The sequence below is a fragment of the Pseudomonas mendocina genome, from assembly GCF_900636545.1.
GTDB classification, from domain to species: Bacteria; Pseudomonadota; Gammaproteobacteria; order Pseudomonadales; family Pseudomonadaceae; genus Aquipseudomonas; species Aquipseudomonas mendocina.
Map to the genome: position 1 here is coordinate 3,216,994 of NZ_LR134290.1, position 17,370 is coordinate 3,234,363.

General features: G+C 56.9%; 22 protein-coding genes and 1 tRNA gene. 18 read left to right on the forward strand and 5 right to left on the reverse strand.

Annotated elements, in window-relative coordinates; all coding sequences use genetic code 11:
- The gene (locus tag EL191_RS14840) at window positions 1–801 is read right to left on the reverse strand and encodes a response regulator transcription factor (protein WP_013716270.1); all 801 of its coding nucleotides are present in this window, start codon (window positions 799–801) and stop codon (window positions 1–3) included.
- A gap of 146 nt (window positions 802–947) precedes the next feature.
- On the opposite strand from EL191_RS14840, the gene EL191_RS14845 reads away from it, so the two are divergent.
- From EL191_RS14845 to EL191_RS14860, 4 genes are all read left to right on the forward strand, one after another.
- Window positions 948–1,922 carry a LysR family transcriptional regulator gene (locus EL191_RS14845; RefSeq protein ID WP_052435051.1) on the forward strand — a complete coding sequence of 325 codons (975 nt, stop codon included), beginning with the start codon at window positions 948–950 and terminating at the stop codon, window positions 1,920–1,922.
- 167 nt (window positions 1,923–2,089) lie between these two features.
- A complete protein-coding gene (gene yghU / locus EL191_RS14850; RefSeq protein ID WP_041980828.1) occupies window positions 2,090–2,929 on the forward strand; it encodes a glutathione-dependent disulfide-bond oxidoreductase in 840 nt (279 codons plus the stop codon).
- 551 nt (window positions 2,930–3,480) lie between these two features.
- Window positions 3,481–4,677, forward strand: a complete 1,197-nt coding sequence (locus EL191_RS14855; RefSeq protein WP_126403487.1) for a reverse transcriptase family protein — start codon at window positions 3,481–3,483, stop codon at window positions 4,675–4,677.
- 14 nt (window positions 4,678–4,691) lie between these two features.
- Window positions 4,692–5,417 (forward strand): retron Ec48 family effector membrane protein, encoded by a 726-nt coding sequence (locus EL191_RS14860; RefSeq protein ID WP_126403488.1) that lies wholly within the window; start codon window positions 4,692–4,694, stop codon window positions 5,415–5,417.
- An 85-nt stretch (window positions 5,418–5,502) separates the two neighbouring features.
- On the opposite strand, the gene EL191_RS14865 is transcribed toward EL191_RS14860, so the two are convergent.
- Genes EL191_RS14865 through EL191_RS14875 form a run of 3 tightly spaced genes read right to left on the reverse strand, consistent with a single transcriptional unit; the run spans window position 5,503 to window position 6,712 of the window.
- Window positions 5,503–6,045 (reverse strand): hypothetical protein, encoded by a 543-nt coding sequence (locus EL191_RS14865; protein ID WP_126403489.1) that lies wholly within the window; start codon window positions 6,043–6,045, stop codon window positions 5,503–5,505.
- A gap of 15 nt (window positions 6,046–6,060) precedes the next feature.
- Entirely contained in the window at window positions 6,061–6,390 is a 330-nt protein-coding gene (locus tag EL191_RS14870; RefSeq protein WP_126403490.1) for a hypothetical protein, read from the reverse strand.
- Between the two features lie 55 nt (window positions 6,391–6,445).
- A complete protein-coding gene (locus EL191_RS14875; RefSeq protein ID WP_061237382.1) occupies window positions 6,446–6,712 on the reverse strand; it encodes a hypothetical protein in 267 nt (88 codons plus the stop codon).
- A 143-nt stretch (window positions 6,713–6,855) separates the two neighbouring features.
- Between EL191_RS14875 and EL191_RS14880 the strand changes: the two genes are divergently transcribed.
- The 14 genes from EL191_RS14880 to EL191_RS14945 all read left to right on the forward strand — a co-directional run bounded on the left by EL191_RS14880 (window position 6,856) and on the right by EL191_RS14945 (window position 16,698).
- A complete protein-coding gene (locus tag EL191_RS14880) occupies window positions 6,856–7,074 on the forward strand; it encodes a MerR family transcriptional regulator (protein ID WP_003245701.1) in 219 nt (72 codons plus the stop codon).
- Window positions 7,075–7,494: 420 nt separating this feature from the next.
- Window positions 7,495–7,806, forward strand: a complete 312-nt coding sequence (pflM, locus tag EL191_RS14885) for a lysogeny maintenance protein PflM (RefSeq protein WP_164722335.1) — start codon at window positions 7,495–7,497, stop codon at window positions 7,804–7,806.
- Between the two features lie 4 nt (window positions 7,807–7,810).
- Entirely contained in the window at window positions 7,811–8,014 is a 204-nt protein-coding gene (locus tag EL191_RS14890; RefSeq protein ID WP_126403491.1) for a hypothetical protein, read from the forward strand.
- 176 nt (window positions 8,015–8,190) lie between these two features.
- Entirely contained in the window at window positions 8,191–8,544 is a 354-nt protein-coding gene (locus tag EL191_RS14895) for a hypothetical protein (RefSeq protein WP_126403492.1), read from the forward strand.
- Window positions 8,545–8,885: 341 nt separating this feature from the next.
- Window positions 8,886–9,011, forward strand: coding sequence for a hypothetical protein (locus EL191_RS24670; protein ID WP_269471902.1), 126 nt, complete (start codon window positions 8,886–8,888; stop codon window positions 9,009–9,011).
- An 11-nt stretch (window positions 9,012–9,022) separates the two neighbouring features.
- On the forward strand, window positions 9,023–9,325 hold the full coding sequence (locus EL191_RS14905; protein WP_126403494.1) for a hypothetical protein: 303 nt from the start codon (window positions 9,023–9,025) through the stop codon (window positions 9,323–9,325).
- A gap of 19 nt (window positions 9,326–9,344) precedes the next feature.
- Window positions 9,345–10,820, forward strand: coding sequence for a hypothetical protein (locus EL191_RS14910; RefSeq protein WP_126403495.1), 1,476 nt, complete (start codon window positions 9,345–9,347; stop codon window positions 10,818–10,820).
- A 16-nt stretch (window positions 10,821–10,836) separates the two neighbouring features.
- Window positions 10,837–11,208, forward strand: a complete 372-nt coding sequence (locus EL191_RS14915) for a hypothetical protein (RefSeq protein ID WP_126403496.1) — start codon at window positions 10,837–10,839, stop codon at window positions 11,206–11,208.
- An 8-nt stretch (window positions 11,209–11,216) separates the two neighbouring features.
- Window positions 11,217–12,323, forward strand: coding sequence for a zonular occludens toxin domain-containing protein (locus EL191_RS14920; RefSeq protein ID WP_126403497.1), 1,107 nt, complete (start codon window positions 11,217–11,219; stop codon window positions 12,321–12,323).
- 6 nt (window positions 12,324–12,329) lie between these two features.
- Window positions 12,330–13,679 carry a secretin N-terminal domain-containing protein gene (locus EL191_RS14925; RefSeq protein WP_232005480.1) on the forward strand — a complete coding sequence of 450 codons (1,350 nt, stop codon included), beginning with the start codon at window positions 12,330–12,332 and terminating at the stop codon, window positions 13,677–13,679.
- Between the two features lie 77 nt (window positions 13,680–13,756).
- The gene (locus tag EL191_RS14930; RefSeq protein ID WP_126403498.1) at window positions 13,757–15,034 is read left to right on the forward strand and encodes a hypothetical protein; all 1,278 of its coding nucleotides are present in this window, start codon (window positions 13,757–13,759) and stop codon (window positions 15,032–15,034) included.
- Window positions 15,034–16,053: a phage integrase gene (locus EL191_RS14935; protein ID WP_126403499.1), complete on the forward strand. Its 1,020-nt coding sequence runs from the start codon at window positions 15,034–15,036 to the stop codon at window positions 16,051–16,053. Before EL191_RS14930 ends, EL191_RS14935 begins: the two co-directional genes overlap by 1 nt.
- Before the next feature lie 85 nt (window positions 16,054–16,138).
- On the forward strand, window positions 16,139–16,414 hold the full coding sequence (locus tag EL191_RS14940; protein WP_013716284.1) for a hypothetical protein: 276 nt from the start codon (window positions 16,139–16,141) through the stop codon (window positions 16,412–16,414).
- On the forward strand, window positions 16,414–16,698 hold the full coding sequence (locus tag EL191_RS14945; protein WP_126403500.1) for a type II toxin-antitoxin system RelE/ParE family toxin: 285 nt from the start codon (window positions 16,414–16,416) through the stop codon (window positions 16,696–16,698). Before EL191_RS14940 ends, EL191_RS14945 begins: the two co-directional genes overlap by 1 nt.
- A 571-nt stretch (window positions 16,699–17,269) precedes the next feature.
- Here EL191_RS14945 and EL191_RS14950 read toward each other — a convergent pair.
- Window positions 17,270–17,359, reverse strand: a tRNA-Ser gene (locus EL191_RS14950).
- Between the last annotated feature and the right edge of the window lie 11 nt (window positions 17,360–17,370).

Consider the following 17,370-nt stretch of genomic DNA (forward strand, 5'->3'; position numbering starts at 1 on the left):
TCATTCCCGACACGGGTCGACTCGCTGCGCGGTGCCATTGTCCTGCGCTTGCTGGCGGTACTGGCTGGGCGTCATGCCGACACGCTCACGGAAAGCGGTGGTGAAATTGCAGGCGCTGCGAAAACCCACCTGATCGGCGATGTCCTGGATATCCATGGCGCTTTCGCTGAGCAGTTCCTGGCCGCGCTTGAGCCGGGCCTCGCGGATATAGGCGAAGACCGTGCAACCCAGGTGCTCGCGGAAGATGCTCGACAAGCGCTTCTCGTGCGTGCCGGCCTTGCGTGCGATCTCCGCCAGCGACGGCACCTCGTCGAGGTGCTGAGCGATCAGGCGCATGGCCGCACGCAGGGTGATCTCGTCCGGGCTGCCCGGCTCCTCGGCTGCGCTGCTCGGCGCAGCGGCGGGCTCACGCCAGGCCAACTGCAGGTGGATGCGAATGCGCGCGAGGATTTCCTGCGGATCGCAAGCCTTGAGCACGTAATCGACGCTACCCAGCGTCAGGCCTTCGAGGCGTTCCTCCACCGCACCGGCGGAGGTAAGAAAGATGACCGGCGTGCGAGTGGTGGCAGGTGCCTCGCGCAGCAAGCGGCACAAGGTAAATCCGTCCATACCCGGCATGCGCACGTCGAGCAGAATCAAGTCGGGTTTGAGGGCCAGTGCGCGCTGGTAGCCCTGACGTGCATCGCTGGCCATCGACAGGCGCCAGGGTTGCTGGCGCAGCAAGCCCACTACGCTGCGCAGCTCTTCGGGGGAATCGTCTATGACCAGGATGTGCGGTGCATTATTGAAATTGTTTTGCATGAGTCCGTCCCATCAGCGACCTGGGCTCGGCAGACGACCCTGATGGGTCGATGCATGTCCTGCTCGGCAAAAGCGTTGTCCGCCACGGCAAAAGGCCCAACATCAAGAGCGCGCTACGATAACGCAAAGCCGTGTAGATAAATACGATGCAGCGTCCCATATACGACCACAGGTCGTCCCAAAAGCCGGCCCAGCGCACCACCCTGCTAGCCGCCAACCTGACCGACCTCTACTGGCTGGTGCACGTCGTCGAAGCCGGCAGCTTTGCCGCAGCCGCGCAGCGCACCGGCATCGCCAAATCCAACCTGAGCCGGCGCATCATCCAGCTGGAACGGCGCATGGACGTGCAACTGCTGATACGCAAACCACGCGCCTTGCACCTGACCCCGACCGGCTCGCGCATCTATCGCCATGCCCTGGACATGCTGCACGCCGCCGAAGCCGTCGAGGACATCGCCATGCAGGCCAATGGCCTGCCACGCGGCCCCCTTCATCTGTGCGCGCCGGGCATACTCTCGCAGTGGCTGTACGGCTGCCTGCACACCTTCCGGGAGCGCTACCCAGACGTCGAACTCTGCCTGAGCGAAGCGGACGACATGATCGACCTGACGGGCAACCAGCTAGATCTCTCTCTCAGCCTTCATGAAGCACCTTTCGACAGCCCCGACTTGGTCTCCAGACCACTGGCCGCACTGGAAATGGTAATAGTCGGCACCCCGGAAGTGGTGGATGGCCTCGGCAGGCCCAGGCGCTTGTCCGCTCTGGATGACCGGCACCTGCTCACGACCCGCTCAGCCACGGAGATGCGCCCCTGGCTCTTGGCAAACGGAAAGAAGATTCTCGGCAAAGCGGCATTGAGCGCGCGCGACCAGCACTCGCTACTCGACGCCGCCCGCTCAGGCCTAGGCTTGGCCTGCGTGCCACTGCAAAGTTGCCTGCAGGATCTGCGAACCGGGCACCTGCAGCGCACCTGCCTGGACGAGCGGCCGATTTCCGCTGTACTGCACACCCTGACCAACCCTCACCGCAGTATCACCTCCGCCACCCGCGCCTTGATCGAACACTTGCGCGAAATGCTCACTACCCAGCCCATAGCCGGTATGGCACCACTCAACGATTGAAGTTCGCGCCCTAATGCACTCGCCACGATGCCTATCGAACGCGCGCGCCAACAGGCACTATCCCTTAAGTCGATAATCCAAATGCACGATAGGCATTCAAACGTCGGGCGCGATCCAGATAGCCTTGACTGCGACTGCCCCTTCATACGTCGACACGCGAGGTTTCAATGAGCCAATCCAGCTACGTACCGCCGAAGGTCTGGCAACATCTGGAAGCATCCGGAGGCCAGTTCTCCAAGATTAATCGTCCCACCGCCGGCGCGACCCACGACAAGCAATTGCCGGTCGGTAAGCACCCACTGCAGCTCTATTCCCTGGCAACGCCCAACGGCGTGAAGGTGACCATCCTGTTGGAAGAACTGCTCGCTCAGGGCCATAAGGGCGCCGAATACGATGCCTGGCTCATTCGCATCAGCGAGGGCGACCAGTTCTCCAGCGGCTTCGTAGGCGTCAATCCGAATTCGAAGATCCCCGCCCTGCTCGACCGCAGCACGGCAACCCCTATCCGCGTCTTCGAGTCGGGCTCGATCCTGCTCTATCTGGCGGAAAAATTCGGCGCCTTCCTGCCCAAGGATCCGGCAGGCCGTACCGAAACCCTCAACTGGCTGTTCTGGCAAATGGGCTCGGCGCCCTACCTGGGCGGCGGCTTCGGCCACTTCTACGTCTACGCCCCGGAAAAATTCGAGTACGCCATCAACCGCTTCACCATGGAAACCAAGCGTCAGTTGGACGTCCTCAACCAGCGCCTTGCCGATAACCGCTACCTGGCCGGCGACGTCTACACCATCGCCGACATCGCCGTCTGGCCCTGGTATGGCGAGTTGGTGCGGAACAACGTCTACTCGGCCGCCGAGTTCCTGGCCGTTCACGATTACCCGCATGTATTGCGCTGGGCCGAAGAAATCGCCAAACGCGAAGCCGTGCAACGTGGCCGCCGCGTCAATCGCGCATGGGGCGATGAATCGGATCAAGTGCCTGAACGGCATCAAGCTGCTGATTTGGATTAAGACCTGATACGGGAAAGCACCGGAACAAAAGCTGCGGATTCCCAGACACGAAAAAGCCCCGAACCGTATTACGATTCAGGGCTTTTGATATGGCGGGAAGATAGGGATTTGAACCCGTTTTGGCCGGTGCCCGTTGCTGCCCATCGTTGCCCAAAGCCAGCAAAATCGGGGCTTCCGCCTCACACCTTCTGCCCATTGCGGCACTCTGTCGCCCGTTGATTTCGACACTTTTTCGACACGTCACAATGCCCTATTGCCATCATTGGTGCGCTAGGTTTAGGATGTCTGTGCGCAAGCGTACCGCTTGTTTGCTACAACTGACATATTCAATGCATCGAAATTGCTCTTAATTGAGCGCCTGTAGCTATGACTATGGGCACTCCGGGACACCGGCGGGACGGTTCGCCTCCTCCGAGCCGGAGTAGCGACAGACGGTAGGTTGGCCATGGGGAGAAATGGCTGTATCGGTGCACAGTGTCAGCTTAAGCAACACTTTTCCCCAAAAGCTCTATGGTTTGAGCTGGCTCAACCTACACTTAATTTGCTGAACTATGAAACGGACTTTAGCACATAGAGAGTTCAAAGCAGCCTCCGGCTCTATATCTAGCATCTCTAATTTAGCAAAAGCTCTAAATCTTCAAGTTTCTGACTTTGAGCGACTTTGGGAAATACCCGAAGAGTCTCGCTATAAGTCTCTTGAAAAACCCAAAACATCTGGCGGCATGAGAGTGGTTTACAACCCGTGCCCCCAGCTTCGGCTAATACAGAGAAGAATAAATACTAGAATCTTCTCTAATCCTTACGTTATAAGATGGCCAAGCTACCTCTACGGCTCTATACCTTCTTCTCCGAACAAATCCGATATAAATCATAGTCGTGATTATGTTGCCTGTGCCAGACTTCACTGCGAAGCGAAGTCTATTCTAAAGTTGGATATTCAGAATTTCTTCGACAATATTCATGAGAAATTAGTCATTGAAATATTCTCTGATATATTGCGATACCCTGAGGATGTTTCAGAGATTCTTGCTAGAATCTGTACTTATAAGTCAAGATTAGTGCAGGGGGCATTAACATCTAGCTATCTGGCAATGCTAAGTCTATATAAGGAAGAGCCGGAAATTGTTGCCAAGCTAAAAAGAAAAGACTTGGTCTATACTCGATTTGTTGACGATATTACAGTCTCATCAAAAATCGCAAACTATGATTTCTCATACGCTCAAAAAATAATAGAGGACATGCTCTCTAACGCTGAATTTCCTGTAAATTCGAAGAAAACTCAGACTCAGTACGCATCGGCAAGCCCTCTCACGGTTCATGGTCTGCGAGTATGCTACAAAGAACCGCGCCTTCCATCTCGCGAAATTAGCAATATTAGAGCAGCGATACGAAGCCTCGAGATAGCTTCAAAGCACGGTAATTATCGGCAGACATATGCATATAGAAAAGATCATAATCGTTGCCTGGGCAGGGCTAATAAGCTGGCAAGGGTAAAGCATCCGCAGCACTCGAAGTTTGTTGCAAGGCTATCGCGTATATTACCCCTGCCATCTCAGAAAGAAGTTAACTATGTTAAGAGTTCTGTAGAGATACTTGAGCGCGATTACCTGCACAAAAAAGATAGTTTTCGATACAAAAGGCACTACTATAGAACCAATGATAGGCTTAATGTAGTGCAGCGATCTTATCCCTCTTTAGTTCGAGATTTGAGAAAAAGGCTAAGACCCATTAAGCCTACATATGAATAAAGTGGAAGCTGTCAATGCCTTTTCAGAATAAGTTTGACATTGCAATTATTGCAAAGCTACTAATAGTCGTTGTTTCCATTGGTGTTATGGTTTCAGTGGCAATATTGATATCCACATATCGGGTAGAGTCTCTTGGTGATCTAGATTTTTGTTTCAGCAGTTCATGCGTTGAATTTTGGAGCGAAGCAAATAAAGCTGCGTTAGACGTGCTTTCGGTGACGGGGGGGCTGGCTATTGGCTTGGTTACAGTTGGGGGCATCATGATTGCGCTACTGAACTATCAGAACTCTGTTCAATTCTCCTCGGTGTCCAATCACCTTTCGCATCTTTCGATATTTTCAAACTACGTCAAGAGTGAGGCATCTAGAAGGCACTTGCTATCCAGTCTTAATGTCGAGTCTTTAAAATGGTATAATTTGGCGTATTCAGACTCCATGTCTGGTAGTCTTGAAATTTCCGGGGCATATATCGAATTTGTGAAGAGGCTAAACGCCCAAGTGGAAAAATCAAACGGTCTATATCAAAATACCAGCACCAATCTGGATGAGAAGTATAAGTATACTGCCCATCAAGGTGAGTTGATCTCGCTACTACAAGAGATTGGAATTTATCTAGAAAGGAAGCCAAGGATTGATTTCAATCTTATAGAAGATCAAGCTCTTGATCTTCTTCGGACCGTCAATGTTTCTTTTTGTCGTAACGCGTCAATTCCCGCGATAGCGGTCAGAACTTACAACTAGGCAATTGGCGTATTTTTATATCATCCAGTTGCGTGAAAGACTGCTCAGTCGCTAACAACTTTTACTCCCAAGTAAAGCTCGAGTGCTACCGCTGTAGCCCTATATAGGATTTACAGTTACGCCGTTCAATGCTCCCTTCTTTAAGCGGCCAGCACGTCTGATCCTTTGTTTCCTTTATAACCGTCACCCTCACTTTTCCTGCAGGTTTTTCTGGCTCGGCGGGTTGGTAGCTCTCGCGTAGGCTGAGCACGTTGTCAGCTCCTCTCGGGGTGTAGTTCTGATCGTTGAACACGGTCTGTTTGACTGCAGGGCTATCTGAACCAGTGGGCTGCTCAGGTTGCTGCTGAGACATTGCGTCTCGCCTTGCCTGCTCTTCTACGATCCTGTCCCAGTCATTCCTGGGCGTTGGCTCTGCTCGGATGATCTCGGCAACAGGCTTGGGCTTCGGTGGCTGACTGCTCGCGGCCAGGTTCTTTACGGTGTTCTGCATGAACGCTTGACCGGCCAGAGTCAGAGCGCCAAGGGTAACGACAGTGCCGATTGTTCCTGCCAGTACAACCTTTAGCTGGCTACCTTTACTCGGGCGGCTGGTTAGCCATTCTGGGGCGTCGTCTCTGTCAGCTTTCATCCTTGAACTCCTTCCTTACCAGTCCCTTTCTCGCATGCCCATGATGCACTCCTGCACGTCTTCGTCGATGACGTTGCCCGGCTTGATGCACTCTTTCATGGTCTTGCGCGTGCCGCGACTCGCTTCCCTCTCGGCTTTGGCCTGGCGTTCGAGGTTATCGCGTGCCGCTCGGCCCATCGCGGTGTCATTGCCCGACAGGCTCTGCATGATGCTTTTGCTCACGTAATCAGCGGCCGCGTCTGTGGCTGGCCTGATCGTGTCTATTGCTTTAGACAAGGCCGTCTTGTCGTCTGCGTTGGCTGCAAGGCTGACGATGGCCAGTGCCAATATGGCTGCTCTCTTCATTCTTTACCCACCTCCCTTCGGGCATACCAGCGCCTAGCTACTTCCTGGGTGATCGCTATCCCGCGTCTTGATCGGTCAAGTTTCGGTTGGCCTCGTCGTACTCGGGGCTGGTCTGGCCACTCTCGGGGGCAATCTTCCCGCTGACCAGCCATAGAGCGTATTCCGGCGCGATATCAACGATGACCTTGATGTCATCTTCATTGACCCGCCGTCCGCCTTTTCTCAGCGCGTACCACTTTTCTCGGTCGATACCGCTCAGCTCTTCCAGCTTCTTAGCCGTGAGCTTCTTATGCTCAAGAATAGCGACTATGCGCTCTCTCATATTCTTTAATCGTCTAAAAGGCCGGCAATTATTGCTAGTCAACCTTGTCCGGCTGCCTATAATCGTCAATATGAAACCGGCAAATATTGCCGACTAATGGTTTCACCAACAAAGACCAACATAGTGCAACAAAGGCCACTCCGATGGAAGGAATCCCCCTGACGCTGAAAGACCTTGTGAACCCGCCGCCGATGATGCCGTGGCGTGAGTTCGCAAACTGGATTCGCATGAGTGAAGACCACGACACCGTTCGCGGCTGGATGCGCAACGGCTACCTGCCCCACCTCAAGGTAGGCCGCCACGTAATGGTCAACGTCGCCCTGCTGACCAAGAAGCTTATGGAAGAGGAGTGGGTTGAATGATCCGCCAAGCCTCCGGCCTCCCAGGTGAGGGCATGGCCTATTCGGTCATGGACTACCAAAACTTCCTCTGGCGCCTGCTGTGTGCGCTTACTGAGGTTCGCCTCTCCAATGACCCACATGGCACAGAGGGTGGCTCGCTGACGGAAGCCTCATCGCTGATCAATCGTGGGCTGACTGAGGGCTATATCTCTGCACCTGAGTTTCTTCGACTCAATCGCCTGCTTCGGAGTGCGGCTCTGTACTCCGCAAATCTGAACTTTCCTGATGCTCGTAACGCCGGGCCATACATGCCTACGTCTGTGTGGTTCAAACGCCACAAAGCTGAACTGGCTGCTGAATCAATGACTGGCGTGATCCATATGCCTGGCTACTACGTTGTCGATCCTGTTCATGGGAAGTCTCAAACCCTGGAGGCGATCAATGAAAAGCCTGAGCCAGTACCTGCACCAGCCGCACCCCGCGAACTGCGACTGCTCTGTGTGCTACGTCAATCGAAACTGGTCGACGCTCCCAGCATCGTCTCCATCGGCTACCTGCCGATCCACACCATGCACCGAGTGCCGCCCCGCGCAATGGTCCAAGGTAAATGGTCGGACCCACGTTACGCCGGCCTATACCTGCGAGAAACACACGCCACCGAGCCGACCGCCGAAGTACTGGAGCGTTGTGCTCGACACCGGCAAACCAACGCCCTTCGTGCCGCTACGCGAACCGTTCGAACTGGTGGGGTGAGCGCATGATCAGCTTTGATGCCCTGCTGTACATCGGCTGGGGGCTATTCCTCTACTTTCTTTTCCTGATCGACTTTGATTCCCAGCCCAGCGTCGATGAAGAGGCCTCTGAGCCATCGCCTCCGGCGTCCGTGACTGGCCACCCCGGTCTTCCTGACAGAACCGCGCAATCTCCGCCAGTCGCGGGCGGCGGTGGCGAAACGGGATGACAAGGGCGCGGCCCTTGGTGTTAACGAACTAACAAGCTGCACAAGCGACAACTGAAACCCCGGCAAGTTGAGAACCCCACTCTCGGGCAAAAACGAAAGTTTGCCCGCGTGGACTCGCTCGGCCTGCTGAAAGGTAAATCCGCGCAATAAGGCGCAACTAAGCGAGGTAACACAACATGGCACGTACCACTATGGAACTGGCATTCATCAGCGCTGAGCGCGTCCAGTTTGACGACGTAAAGCTGGTCAAACTGTTTGTCGGTGACGAACCCGACGGCGAAAAGGACCTCGGCATTTCCCTCATGTCGATGGGTGTATCCGAAGACGCCCTGGATGAAGTGTGGGAAGCCTGCAAGGGCTTCGATGTCCTCGAACCCCTGCGCGTAACCGTAGAAATCGAACGCGGCTCCAAGAACGCCGGCAAGTTCATCGTCCTGCACGTCGAGTCCGCCAAGTCTGCTCAGGCCGCCAAGCCTGCTGCCCAACCCGGCCAGCAACAGCCTAAGCCGGCTGACGCTGCCAAGGCCTAACCCCAGGCCATCGCCATGCTGATTCACGGCCGCGTCCTCTGTGACCTGTGCTTGGCCGACATGGGCCAAGTCTACGGCCAGCCCGCTGACTCCAGCGGCTGGGCGGCTGACTTCGGCATGGCGCCTGACTACGCCGTCTGTCCTGACTGCAAGGCCCTGGCTGAGCAAGAAGAGGACGGCGCAGCGCTCACGGACACAACGCAATAGGTGCCGGTATGGGATCGCTCGAAAGCTACCTCGCCAACGTCACCCTCGGTGATCTGTGGGCCCTGCAATTCATTCAAGGGATGGTCTTTCTGGCCGCCCTTGGCCTCATTCACGGGCACCAGAGGTAACGGGCAATGGCATTCACCTGGGGGCAATACCTCGTTATCGCTGGGCTCTATATCGGCTCTCTCGGGCTCGGCGTCGCCTGGGGTGCTTTCCGGCTCGGCTGGAAAGAAATGATTGACGCATCAACCAACTGAGGAAACTCACCATGTACCAATCCAAGAAAGAAGTCGCCATTCGTGGCGCACAGGCTGAGCAAGGCGATACCAGTGTCGGTAAAGCACTGGGCGCCAAAGCGGCTGCCACCTTCACCGTTGCCGCTGCTGGCATGACTGCCGGTGCTGCCAATGCGGCCATCACCGTTCCACCGGAACTCCTCGAGGTCTTCACCGATCTGGCCACCGCCTTCGGCACCCTGGTTGCCGCTGGTGCGGTGCTGTTCGGTGTCATCCGCGGCACCCTGGCGCTGTTCAAGCTGGCCCGCAGCGTCTTTGGCGCCGCTGGTGCTTAACCGCTGAGGAGGCTGATAGATGCGCGCGGCTATCAGCCTTCGCCTGCTGCTTGCTCTCGCCCTTATGGGGTGGGGGCAGTTTGGTTACTCGGCTACCTATAACTTCGCAAATTCGACTGACGCGGTTAAGGCCTGCCAAGCTGCTGAGCGCTCTGGTACTTACCCAGGCTCTTGGTGTCAGGTACACGGTCAGCAGCAGCAAGCCATTCTTGTTAGCTCCATTGGCAGTATCATTCACGCTTACAAATGGTCTGGCTGCCCTGCTGGTCAGGTGCCAACCGGTACTGGCGGTCAGTGTGTTGCGCCTGATCCTGAGCCAGAGCCAGAACCCGACTGCTCCACCCACCTCGATCAAATGAAGTTCGCCGCAGTTGACTGCGCGGCCTCTCCTTCCGGTGCTTACTCCACCCCTTCTGTGGTTTCCATCGACGGTGGCGAATACGTATCGGCTCCGCAACTCGGCGTAAATCAGCGCGTTAAAAAGAACCTCGACGGTTCCGGCACCGGCATCTGTGTTGCCCGCTATCAAGGCACCGGCAAATGCCAAGCCCCCTCTGAGGGCACGCCTGGAGTCCCCGAAGGCGCCTATGCCGATGCCACCCCCGAAGGCAACCAGCCGCCCTGCTTCGACTTCGGTGGCAGCGAGCTATGCCTATCGCCCGACAACGCCGGGTGCGACGTCTACAAGGGCAATCCCTGGTGCTACCAGACCGGCGACACCTGCGGTGAGATTGGCGGTGAGTTCGTCTGCCTGCCCAATACCTCCCGCCAGTGCACCTTCGTCAACGGCAAGATGGAATGCATCTCCACCGGCAACCCGCGTGGCAGCAGCCCGCCTTCCGTCATACCGGGTAACTCTTCCGACCATCCGTACAACGGCGGCAACGCCGACGGTAACGACAAGAACGACCCCAAGGCCCCTGGCACTGCTGATGACACCAAGTACGTGGGTGGCGGTGGTCCGCCGACGGACATGCGCGAAACCAACGAAGCCATTGCTTCCGTTGGCGACAAGGTCGAAGAGTCCAAAGGCATCCTGCAAGACATCCTCGACCTTCTTAGCGGCGAAGGCTCAGACGATTCCGGCGACCCTGACGGCTCCCCCGCAGATGCCGAAGCTGAGGGTGCTGCACTCGGCAACACCATAGCCGACTCGCTCACCGCTCAGATGCAAACCGTCGATGAAGAGCGCAATGAAGAAGTCGAAACCGTCCTCGACCAACTGCCCAACCAAGTCGGGCAATGGTTCGGCTCTGACGGCTCCGCTGTCGGGCTCGACTTCATGCACAGCATCCTGCCTTCGCCGGTCGCCTGCGCTGACTACATCGTCCCTCTGACCCTGGCCGGCTATACCGCCAACCTGCGCCTGCCGGTCTGCGCGCTGATTCCCTACAAACCGATTCTTGAATGGGTGATCTGGTGCCTGACCGCTATCGGTGCATGGCGCATCGGCTACGCCGCCCTCCGTCAAGAAGACGCCCGCCACAGAACCTAAAGGGAGCACCTAAGCCATGGGCTGGTTACTCAACTTCTTCAAGAAGCTCTTTCCCAACGCCTTCGCCTGGTTGGCCAAGTTCCTGTTGGGCTTCATCATGCCCATCCTCGGCCCCGTCCTGCAGGCTGCTGCCGCTCTGCTGCGCAAGGTCGGTATCTTCCTGCTGATCCTGGCCGCCATCGGCTCGGCCATTGCCGTCCTGGCTGCTGGCATCGACTACGTGGTGTCCCGCCTCGCCTCGTTTGCCGCGCCTGATCTGGTCATCGTCGGACGCATGTTCCTGCCGGACAACCTCTCCTTCTGCGTCTCCCTGCTGGTCTTCCTCAAGCTCAAGTCACTGGCGTTCTACTGGGTGACCAAGCTGTCCGAAAAACTCATTCACACCTGAGCCCTGCCATGGCCGTCTACATCGTCACCGGCAAGCTCGGTGCTGGAAAAACCCTACTCTGCGTCATGCGCATCCTGGCCTACCTCAAGCAAGGTCGCCGGGTCGCAGTGAACGTCGATGTGAAAATGGACAAGCTGTGCAAACGCGGCAACAAGCACTCGCGCCTAGTCCGCCTGCCTGATCTGCCCACTGCCGACGACCTCACCGGCCTTGGCTTCGGCTGCGATATCTACGATGAAGAACAGTTCGGCGGCATCTTCCTGGATGAAGCCGGCGTCTGGCTCAACTCCCGCGACTGGAACAGCGGCGGGCGTACTGACCTGCTCAAGTTCTTCCTGTTCCTGCGCAAACGCCGTTGGGACCTCTGGCTGTGCGTCCAGAACGTCAGCGTCATCGACAAGCAGATCCGCGAATCCATCGCTGAACACGTCGTCTACATCAACCGCCTCGACCGCATAAAACTGCCATTCCCGATTGGCCCGCTGCTACGCGTGCTATCCCTCGGCTTCTTCAAAGGCCGCCTGCCGAAAATGCATCAGGCCATCGTCAAGTACGGCGCCAAGTTCAACTCGCCCAAGGTCGATGACTGGTTCTACCGCGGCGAAGAGTTCTACAGCTTCTACGACACCACCCAGGAATACGACAAGGAATACGACAAAGGCTCGTACTCCATGCTGCCGCCTGGCTACTGGTACAGCCCACTGCCCGCCGCCAAGCGCGGCTTGGGGTTCTTCATGCGCACCACCAAAATCTTCTTCCGCCGTGTTCGCGTCATCAACGCCTTCTTCATCGGCGCCTTGAGCGCTGCCGCCATCTGCGTGCCCGTCTTCGCTGGGATCGCCATCACCCGTAGCCATCCCAGCGAGCCTGTGGGCCATAGCGCAAAACCCGCGCAACAGCCCGCCACGGCTCAGCGTCTCGAAAGCGAATTCGCGGACTACCGCATTGCCACCTACGGCCAGTTAGGTGGGGAGAGCTTCTACGTCTTCGTCGATAGCACTGGCCGCCGCATCAAGTCCGACGACCTCCTATCCCGCGATGTGCTCGTTCGTGATCGCGGCCCCCGTGAAGCCCTGCTGGTTCGGGGCGATGACTACCTTTCCCTCTACAGGTGATCCGCCATGATTGATCGCTCGGATAAGTCCTTTGCCTTGTTCTTCCTGCTGCCGCTTCTGCTCTTCCTGGTACTCACAGCGCCGGCCAAATCAGCCGAACGCATCGAACTGTATGACGCCACCCTGCAAGACTTCGTTGAATGGTCATCGCAGATGCTCAACAAATCCGTGGTGGTCGGCTCGGATATCCGCAATGCCCCCATCAGCATCTTTGCCAACTACCGCGATAACGACGAACTCGAAGCCCTGATCGCCAACGCCGTCACCTCGTCCGGCTTTCACTTCGCTGCACGCGGCAATACGCTGCTGATCAGCGCGCAGCCCATCCCTGAACCGCTGGACCTGAAAACCAAGGTATTCCAGCTCCAGCACCTGCAATCCGATTTCGCCTACCAGTCGATTCTCGACGTACTCCGATCACAGCAAGGCGAAAACCAGCAGTCCGGCCCATCCTTGATGGCCACCCCCTCACCCACGTCTAATGCTGTCATCGTCACGGCTACAGAATCGCAGCTCGAAACCGTCACCAGCGTCCTGGCTGAAATCGACAAGCCTCGTCGTCAAGTCGTCATTACCGCCGTGGTGGCTGAGCTGGCCGACAACGACTTCGAAGCCCTCGGCCTCAATGTGGGTGCCAAAAACGACCGAACCGACCTCGGCGGGATCAGCCTGCGCGGTGCCGACAAATCCGATCTTGGATTCAGCCTCACCTTCAACGGACCAACGCTCTCGGCCTTCCTGCAGGCCGTCAAAGTCACCGGCAACAACCGCATCCTCTCGACGCCCCAGTTGCTCACCCTCAACCGGGAAGCCGCCTCCATCGTCGTCGGCCAAAATGTCCCGTTCATCACCGGGCAAACCACCAGTGGCTCTACGCCGGCCTCTGATCCCTTTCAAACCATCGTCCGCCAGGATGTAGGCGTCTCGCTCGATGTAACGCCCTTCATCACGCCATCAGGGGCTATCGAACTCAGCGTTAACCAATCCGCCTCGACTGTTTCTGATGATCGCAGTGCTGCCGACATCATCACCAACACCCGCCGCATCACCACCAAGGTGCAATTGCCTGATGGCGGTGGTGTGCTCCTGGGTGGCCTCCGATCAGAGCAACGGGACGAATCCGTCTCCCGCGTGCCCTTCCTCTCCGATATCCCGCTGATTGGTCCCGTCTTCCGCTCGACCTCTGTCCGCACCCGTGGAACGAACCTCGTTGTGCTGCTCACCGCAGCCATACACACCGATGAAAGAGGGGTAGCTGTCCCTGATGCAGTAAGTCCGCTTGTTCCGCAGGCGGTCGAGCAGGCGCGCGGGCACTTCGGCGCAGCCGGTGGGACCGCGCGCCTAGCCGACCGCTAGGCGCGCTGACGTCCCTGTAGCACGTCAGATAAACCGATTTCGAAATGGCAAGTAATGGCCAGTAAGGAAACCCAAGCATGAAGATCAAAGATTTTGCCCGTCTCGACCTCAACGGTGAGCACAACCGTCTAGGACGAATTTTCGTTGATCCTGGTACTGCTGAAATCGTCGATCTGTCGAAGATCAAAATCCTGGCCTGTAGCGTCGATACCGTCCGCCAGCTCTATCGTGGCCTGATCCGCCCGGAAATCATGTGCCTGTTCGACAAGCCCGGCACCATCGTCGATTTCGCTGGCCAGCGCTGGCACTCGGGTCGCGTCAGCAAGGATTCTGGCTACCAGTACAAGCTGCAAAACGCTGACCTGGGCATCATCCTGCTGGTGAAGAATTTCAACGCCAAGCTGGAAAACATCGGCCCTCACCTGAAAATCGAAGTGTCCCCCCATGCCATCGACACCTTCTCGCCTGAGCGCCTGCAAGAACGTCTCGACTACTACGCCAGCCACGTACTGACCAACGTCGAACGCAACCAATGCGCGGTCCACCTCGCGCTAGACCTGCAAGGCTGGCAACCGCCCGCTGATCTGGTCGCCCGTATGCACTGCCGCGCACGTGCTGCCCGCGATATCTCTGGCATCAAGGAAATCCAATGGACGCTGGAGTCTGCGACCTACGGCAAAGGCCAGTCCTACCTGTTCGGCTCCGCTGGAGGCGTCCAGCTCGGTATCTACAACAAGACCGAACAGGCCCGCTCCATCGACAAGCTCGACTACTGGGAAGGCGTCTGGAGACGTCGCGATAGCTTCGATGAAGCTGACCCGGACAACTACAACCCGGAACAAGACGTCTGGCGTGTCGAGCTGCGTTACCACCACTCGGTTATCCAACAATTCGCCTCCGGCTCCTTCGATCTGCAGAGCGGCCAGACCATTGAAACCAACAGCTATGCTGCCTTCGCTCCGCACCTAGACGGCCTGTGGCGCTATGGCCTGCGCCAGTTCAAGCTGCTGGCTCGCCCTGGCTACTTCGAACCGATTTGGACCCTGATCCGTGACGATGTGCGCGTCGATCTACCGGTGGATTCCCTGGTGGACGAAACCGAGTACAAGCGCCAATACAAGACGTCTAGGGGCTTCTCCGGCAAGAACGTGGAGCTATTCCTGGGAAACTTCGTCAGCCTGCTGGCACGGGAGCGAGTGGGCGCTAGAAAGGCTTTCTATCGGCTCAAGGATTGGGAGTGCTGGCCGGTGATCCGCGACCACTATGCCGCTAAAGGCATGGATGAAGACGGGCTGTATAAGCACATCAAAGGCATCCTTGAGGAACGGCATGTGCGTTGGGGGCGTGCTGTCTGATGGCTATCGAGCAACTGCCTGATGGTCGCTGGAAAGTCGATGTTGAACCCATCAAGGGCAGGCGTTTCCGCAAGACCTTCAAGACCAAGGGTGAAGCCCAGCGCTTCGAAGCCACCTGCAGGGCCAAGGTCATCAATGCGCCGGAGTGGGCACCCAAGCCAAAGGATCGTCGCAAGCTCTCTGAGCTGATCGACCGTTGGGCAACACTGCATGCCCACACCCTGAGCGATGGTGAGGCAAGGCGTCGTTTGCTGGATACCATGGCCAAAGAGCTTGGCGATCCGGTGGCGATCAAGATGACCGGCAACGAATATGCCGAGTATCGAACCCAGGCGATCAAAGCCGGTGCTAACCCCAAAACTTTGAACAACCGCCTGGGCTACCTCCGATCAGTGTTCAACGTGCTGCACCAGCTCGGCGAAATCGACTACGCCAACCCGCTGGCTCGCGTCCGTCCTCTGCGTCTGCACGAGAAGGAACTGGCCTACCTGACCGATAGCCAGATAGAGACGCTGTTCGCCACCATTCACCGCTATTGCCGAACGCCCCATGTCGCCATGGTCGCCGCCATCTGCTTGGCCACGGGTGCCCGCTGGGGTGAAGCTCAGGCACTGACGCCCGACCGAGTACGCAACCAGCTGGTTACGTTCGTGAACACCAAAGGCAAGCGTGTCCGCTCAATTCCCATCGCCCTGGAGCTGGAACAACAGATACACCGGCACTTCAAGCAGCATGGCCAGTTCAGCAACTGCCTGAACAGCTTCGACAAGGCATTGGGCGAGTCCCGTTTGCCGGTGCCTGCTGGCCAGTCATCACACGTGCTACGGCACACTTTCGCCAGCCACTTCGTCATGAACGGTGGCAATATCCTCACCCTGCAGAAAATCCTGGGTCATACCACCTTGGCCATGACCATGCGCTACGCGCACCTTGCGCCCGATCACCTGCAGGATGTCGTCAGATTCGGACCGGCTAGCGATCACCGCCGATTTCTCTGCATCATCACCCCGGCCGGCTGAGTGCTTTCCTGTGCCAGGTGCTTGGCTTAACATGCATACAACGTATATACGTTGTAGATACAGCCAAGACATGAGGTGACTCACCATGGCCAAAGAAGCCGTTTTCAATCTGAAGCTTGAACCCGAACTGCGCGAAGGTTTCATGGCTGCAGCTCAGGCTGCACACCGGCCCGCCTCTCAGGTTATGCGTGACCTTATGCGCGACTTCATTCGCCAGCAGCAACAGGCCAAAGAGCATGATGAATTCGTGCAACGCAAGGTCGCTGCTGCCAGGGCATCGGTAGAGGCTGGTCGTGGCCGATCCAATGATGATGTGGAAGCTGAATTCGCCGCTCGCCGTGCTAAGGCCCTAGGTCACTGATGCAGGTTATTTGGACGCCCGAGGCCCTGCAGGATCGTCTGGATATCTGGGAATACATCGCCACTGAAAACCCTCAAGCTGCCGTGCACATGGACGAGTTATTCAGCACTGCTGCAGCCTCACTGGCTGACTTTCCCGACAAGGGCAGGCTGAGTTTGGTCGCCGGTACTAGAGAGCTGATCCCTCACGAGAACTACCGCCTGGTTTATCAGGCTGAGCGTGACGCTGTCTGGATTCTCGCCCTGGTACACGTCGCCCGGATGTGGCCGCCTGTCCAGAACTAGCTGCAGTGATTCAGAGCGAATCGAGCTAACTCTACTTCCTCAATAAATCCCACACTCGGTCTGGCCAGTAGCGCTTTGCGTCCTCAACCACAGCACATAGCACTGATGCGTCGTCTCTGAGAAAGATGTTCTGGCCTGTTTTGCGGTGGTAATGCCTGCTCAGCAGAATAAGTAGGTGCTTGGCATATTCAGGAGACTTCCCCAAGCTCTGCAACTGAACAAACTCATTAATTAGGTTTGCTGCTGCAATACCTGCTAGTACATCGCTGGACCTATTACGGTCACCTTGCCACCAGATAGTTACCCATTCATCTGAATCCCTGTCGAATTGGTCCGCTGCCTCCATTGGGCGGATCAAGGTGCCGTCATGCAATGATCGAGCGCAGGCGATGTTCTCAACATAGTCGTGAGTGAGAAGGGGTATGAGATTCCCCAGGAAGTGTACGGTCCTTCGGCCAGAGAAGTTCATGGACCCATAGTACGCCTATCGACACTTCTTCGACACCTTGCATGCCGTAGATAGCAAAAGCCCCCGAAACTCTAGGAATTTCAGGGGCTTAAGCTTGAGATATGGCGGGAAGATAGGGATTTGAACCCTAGGTGCCATTGCTGACACAACGGATTTCGAATCCGTCCCGTTCGACCACTCCGGCATCTTCCCAAGCGGCGCGC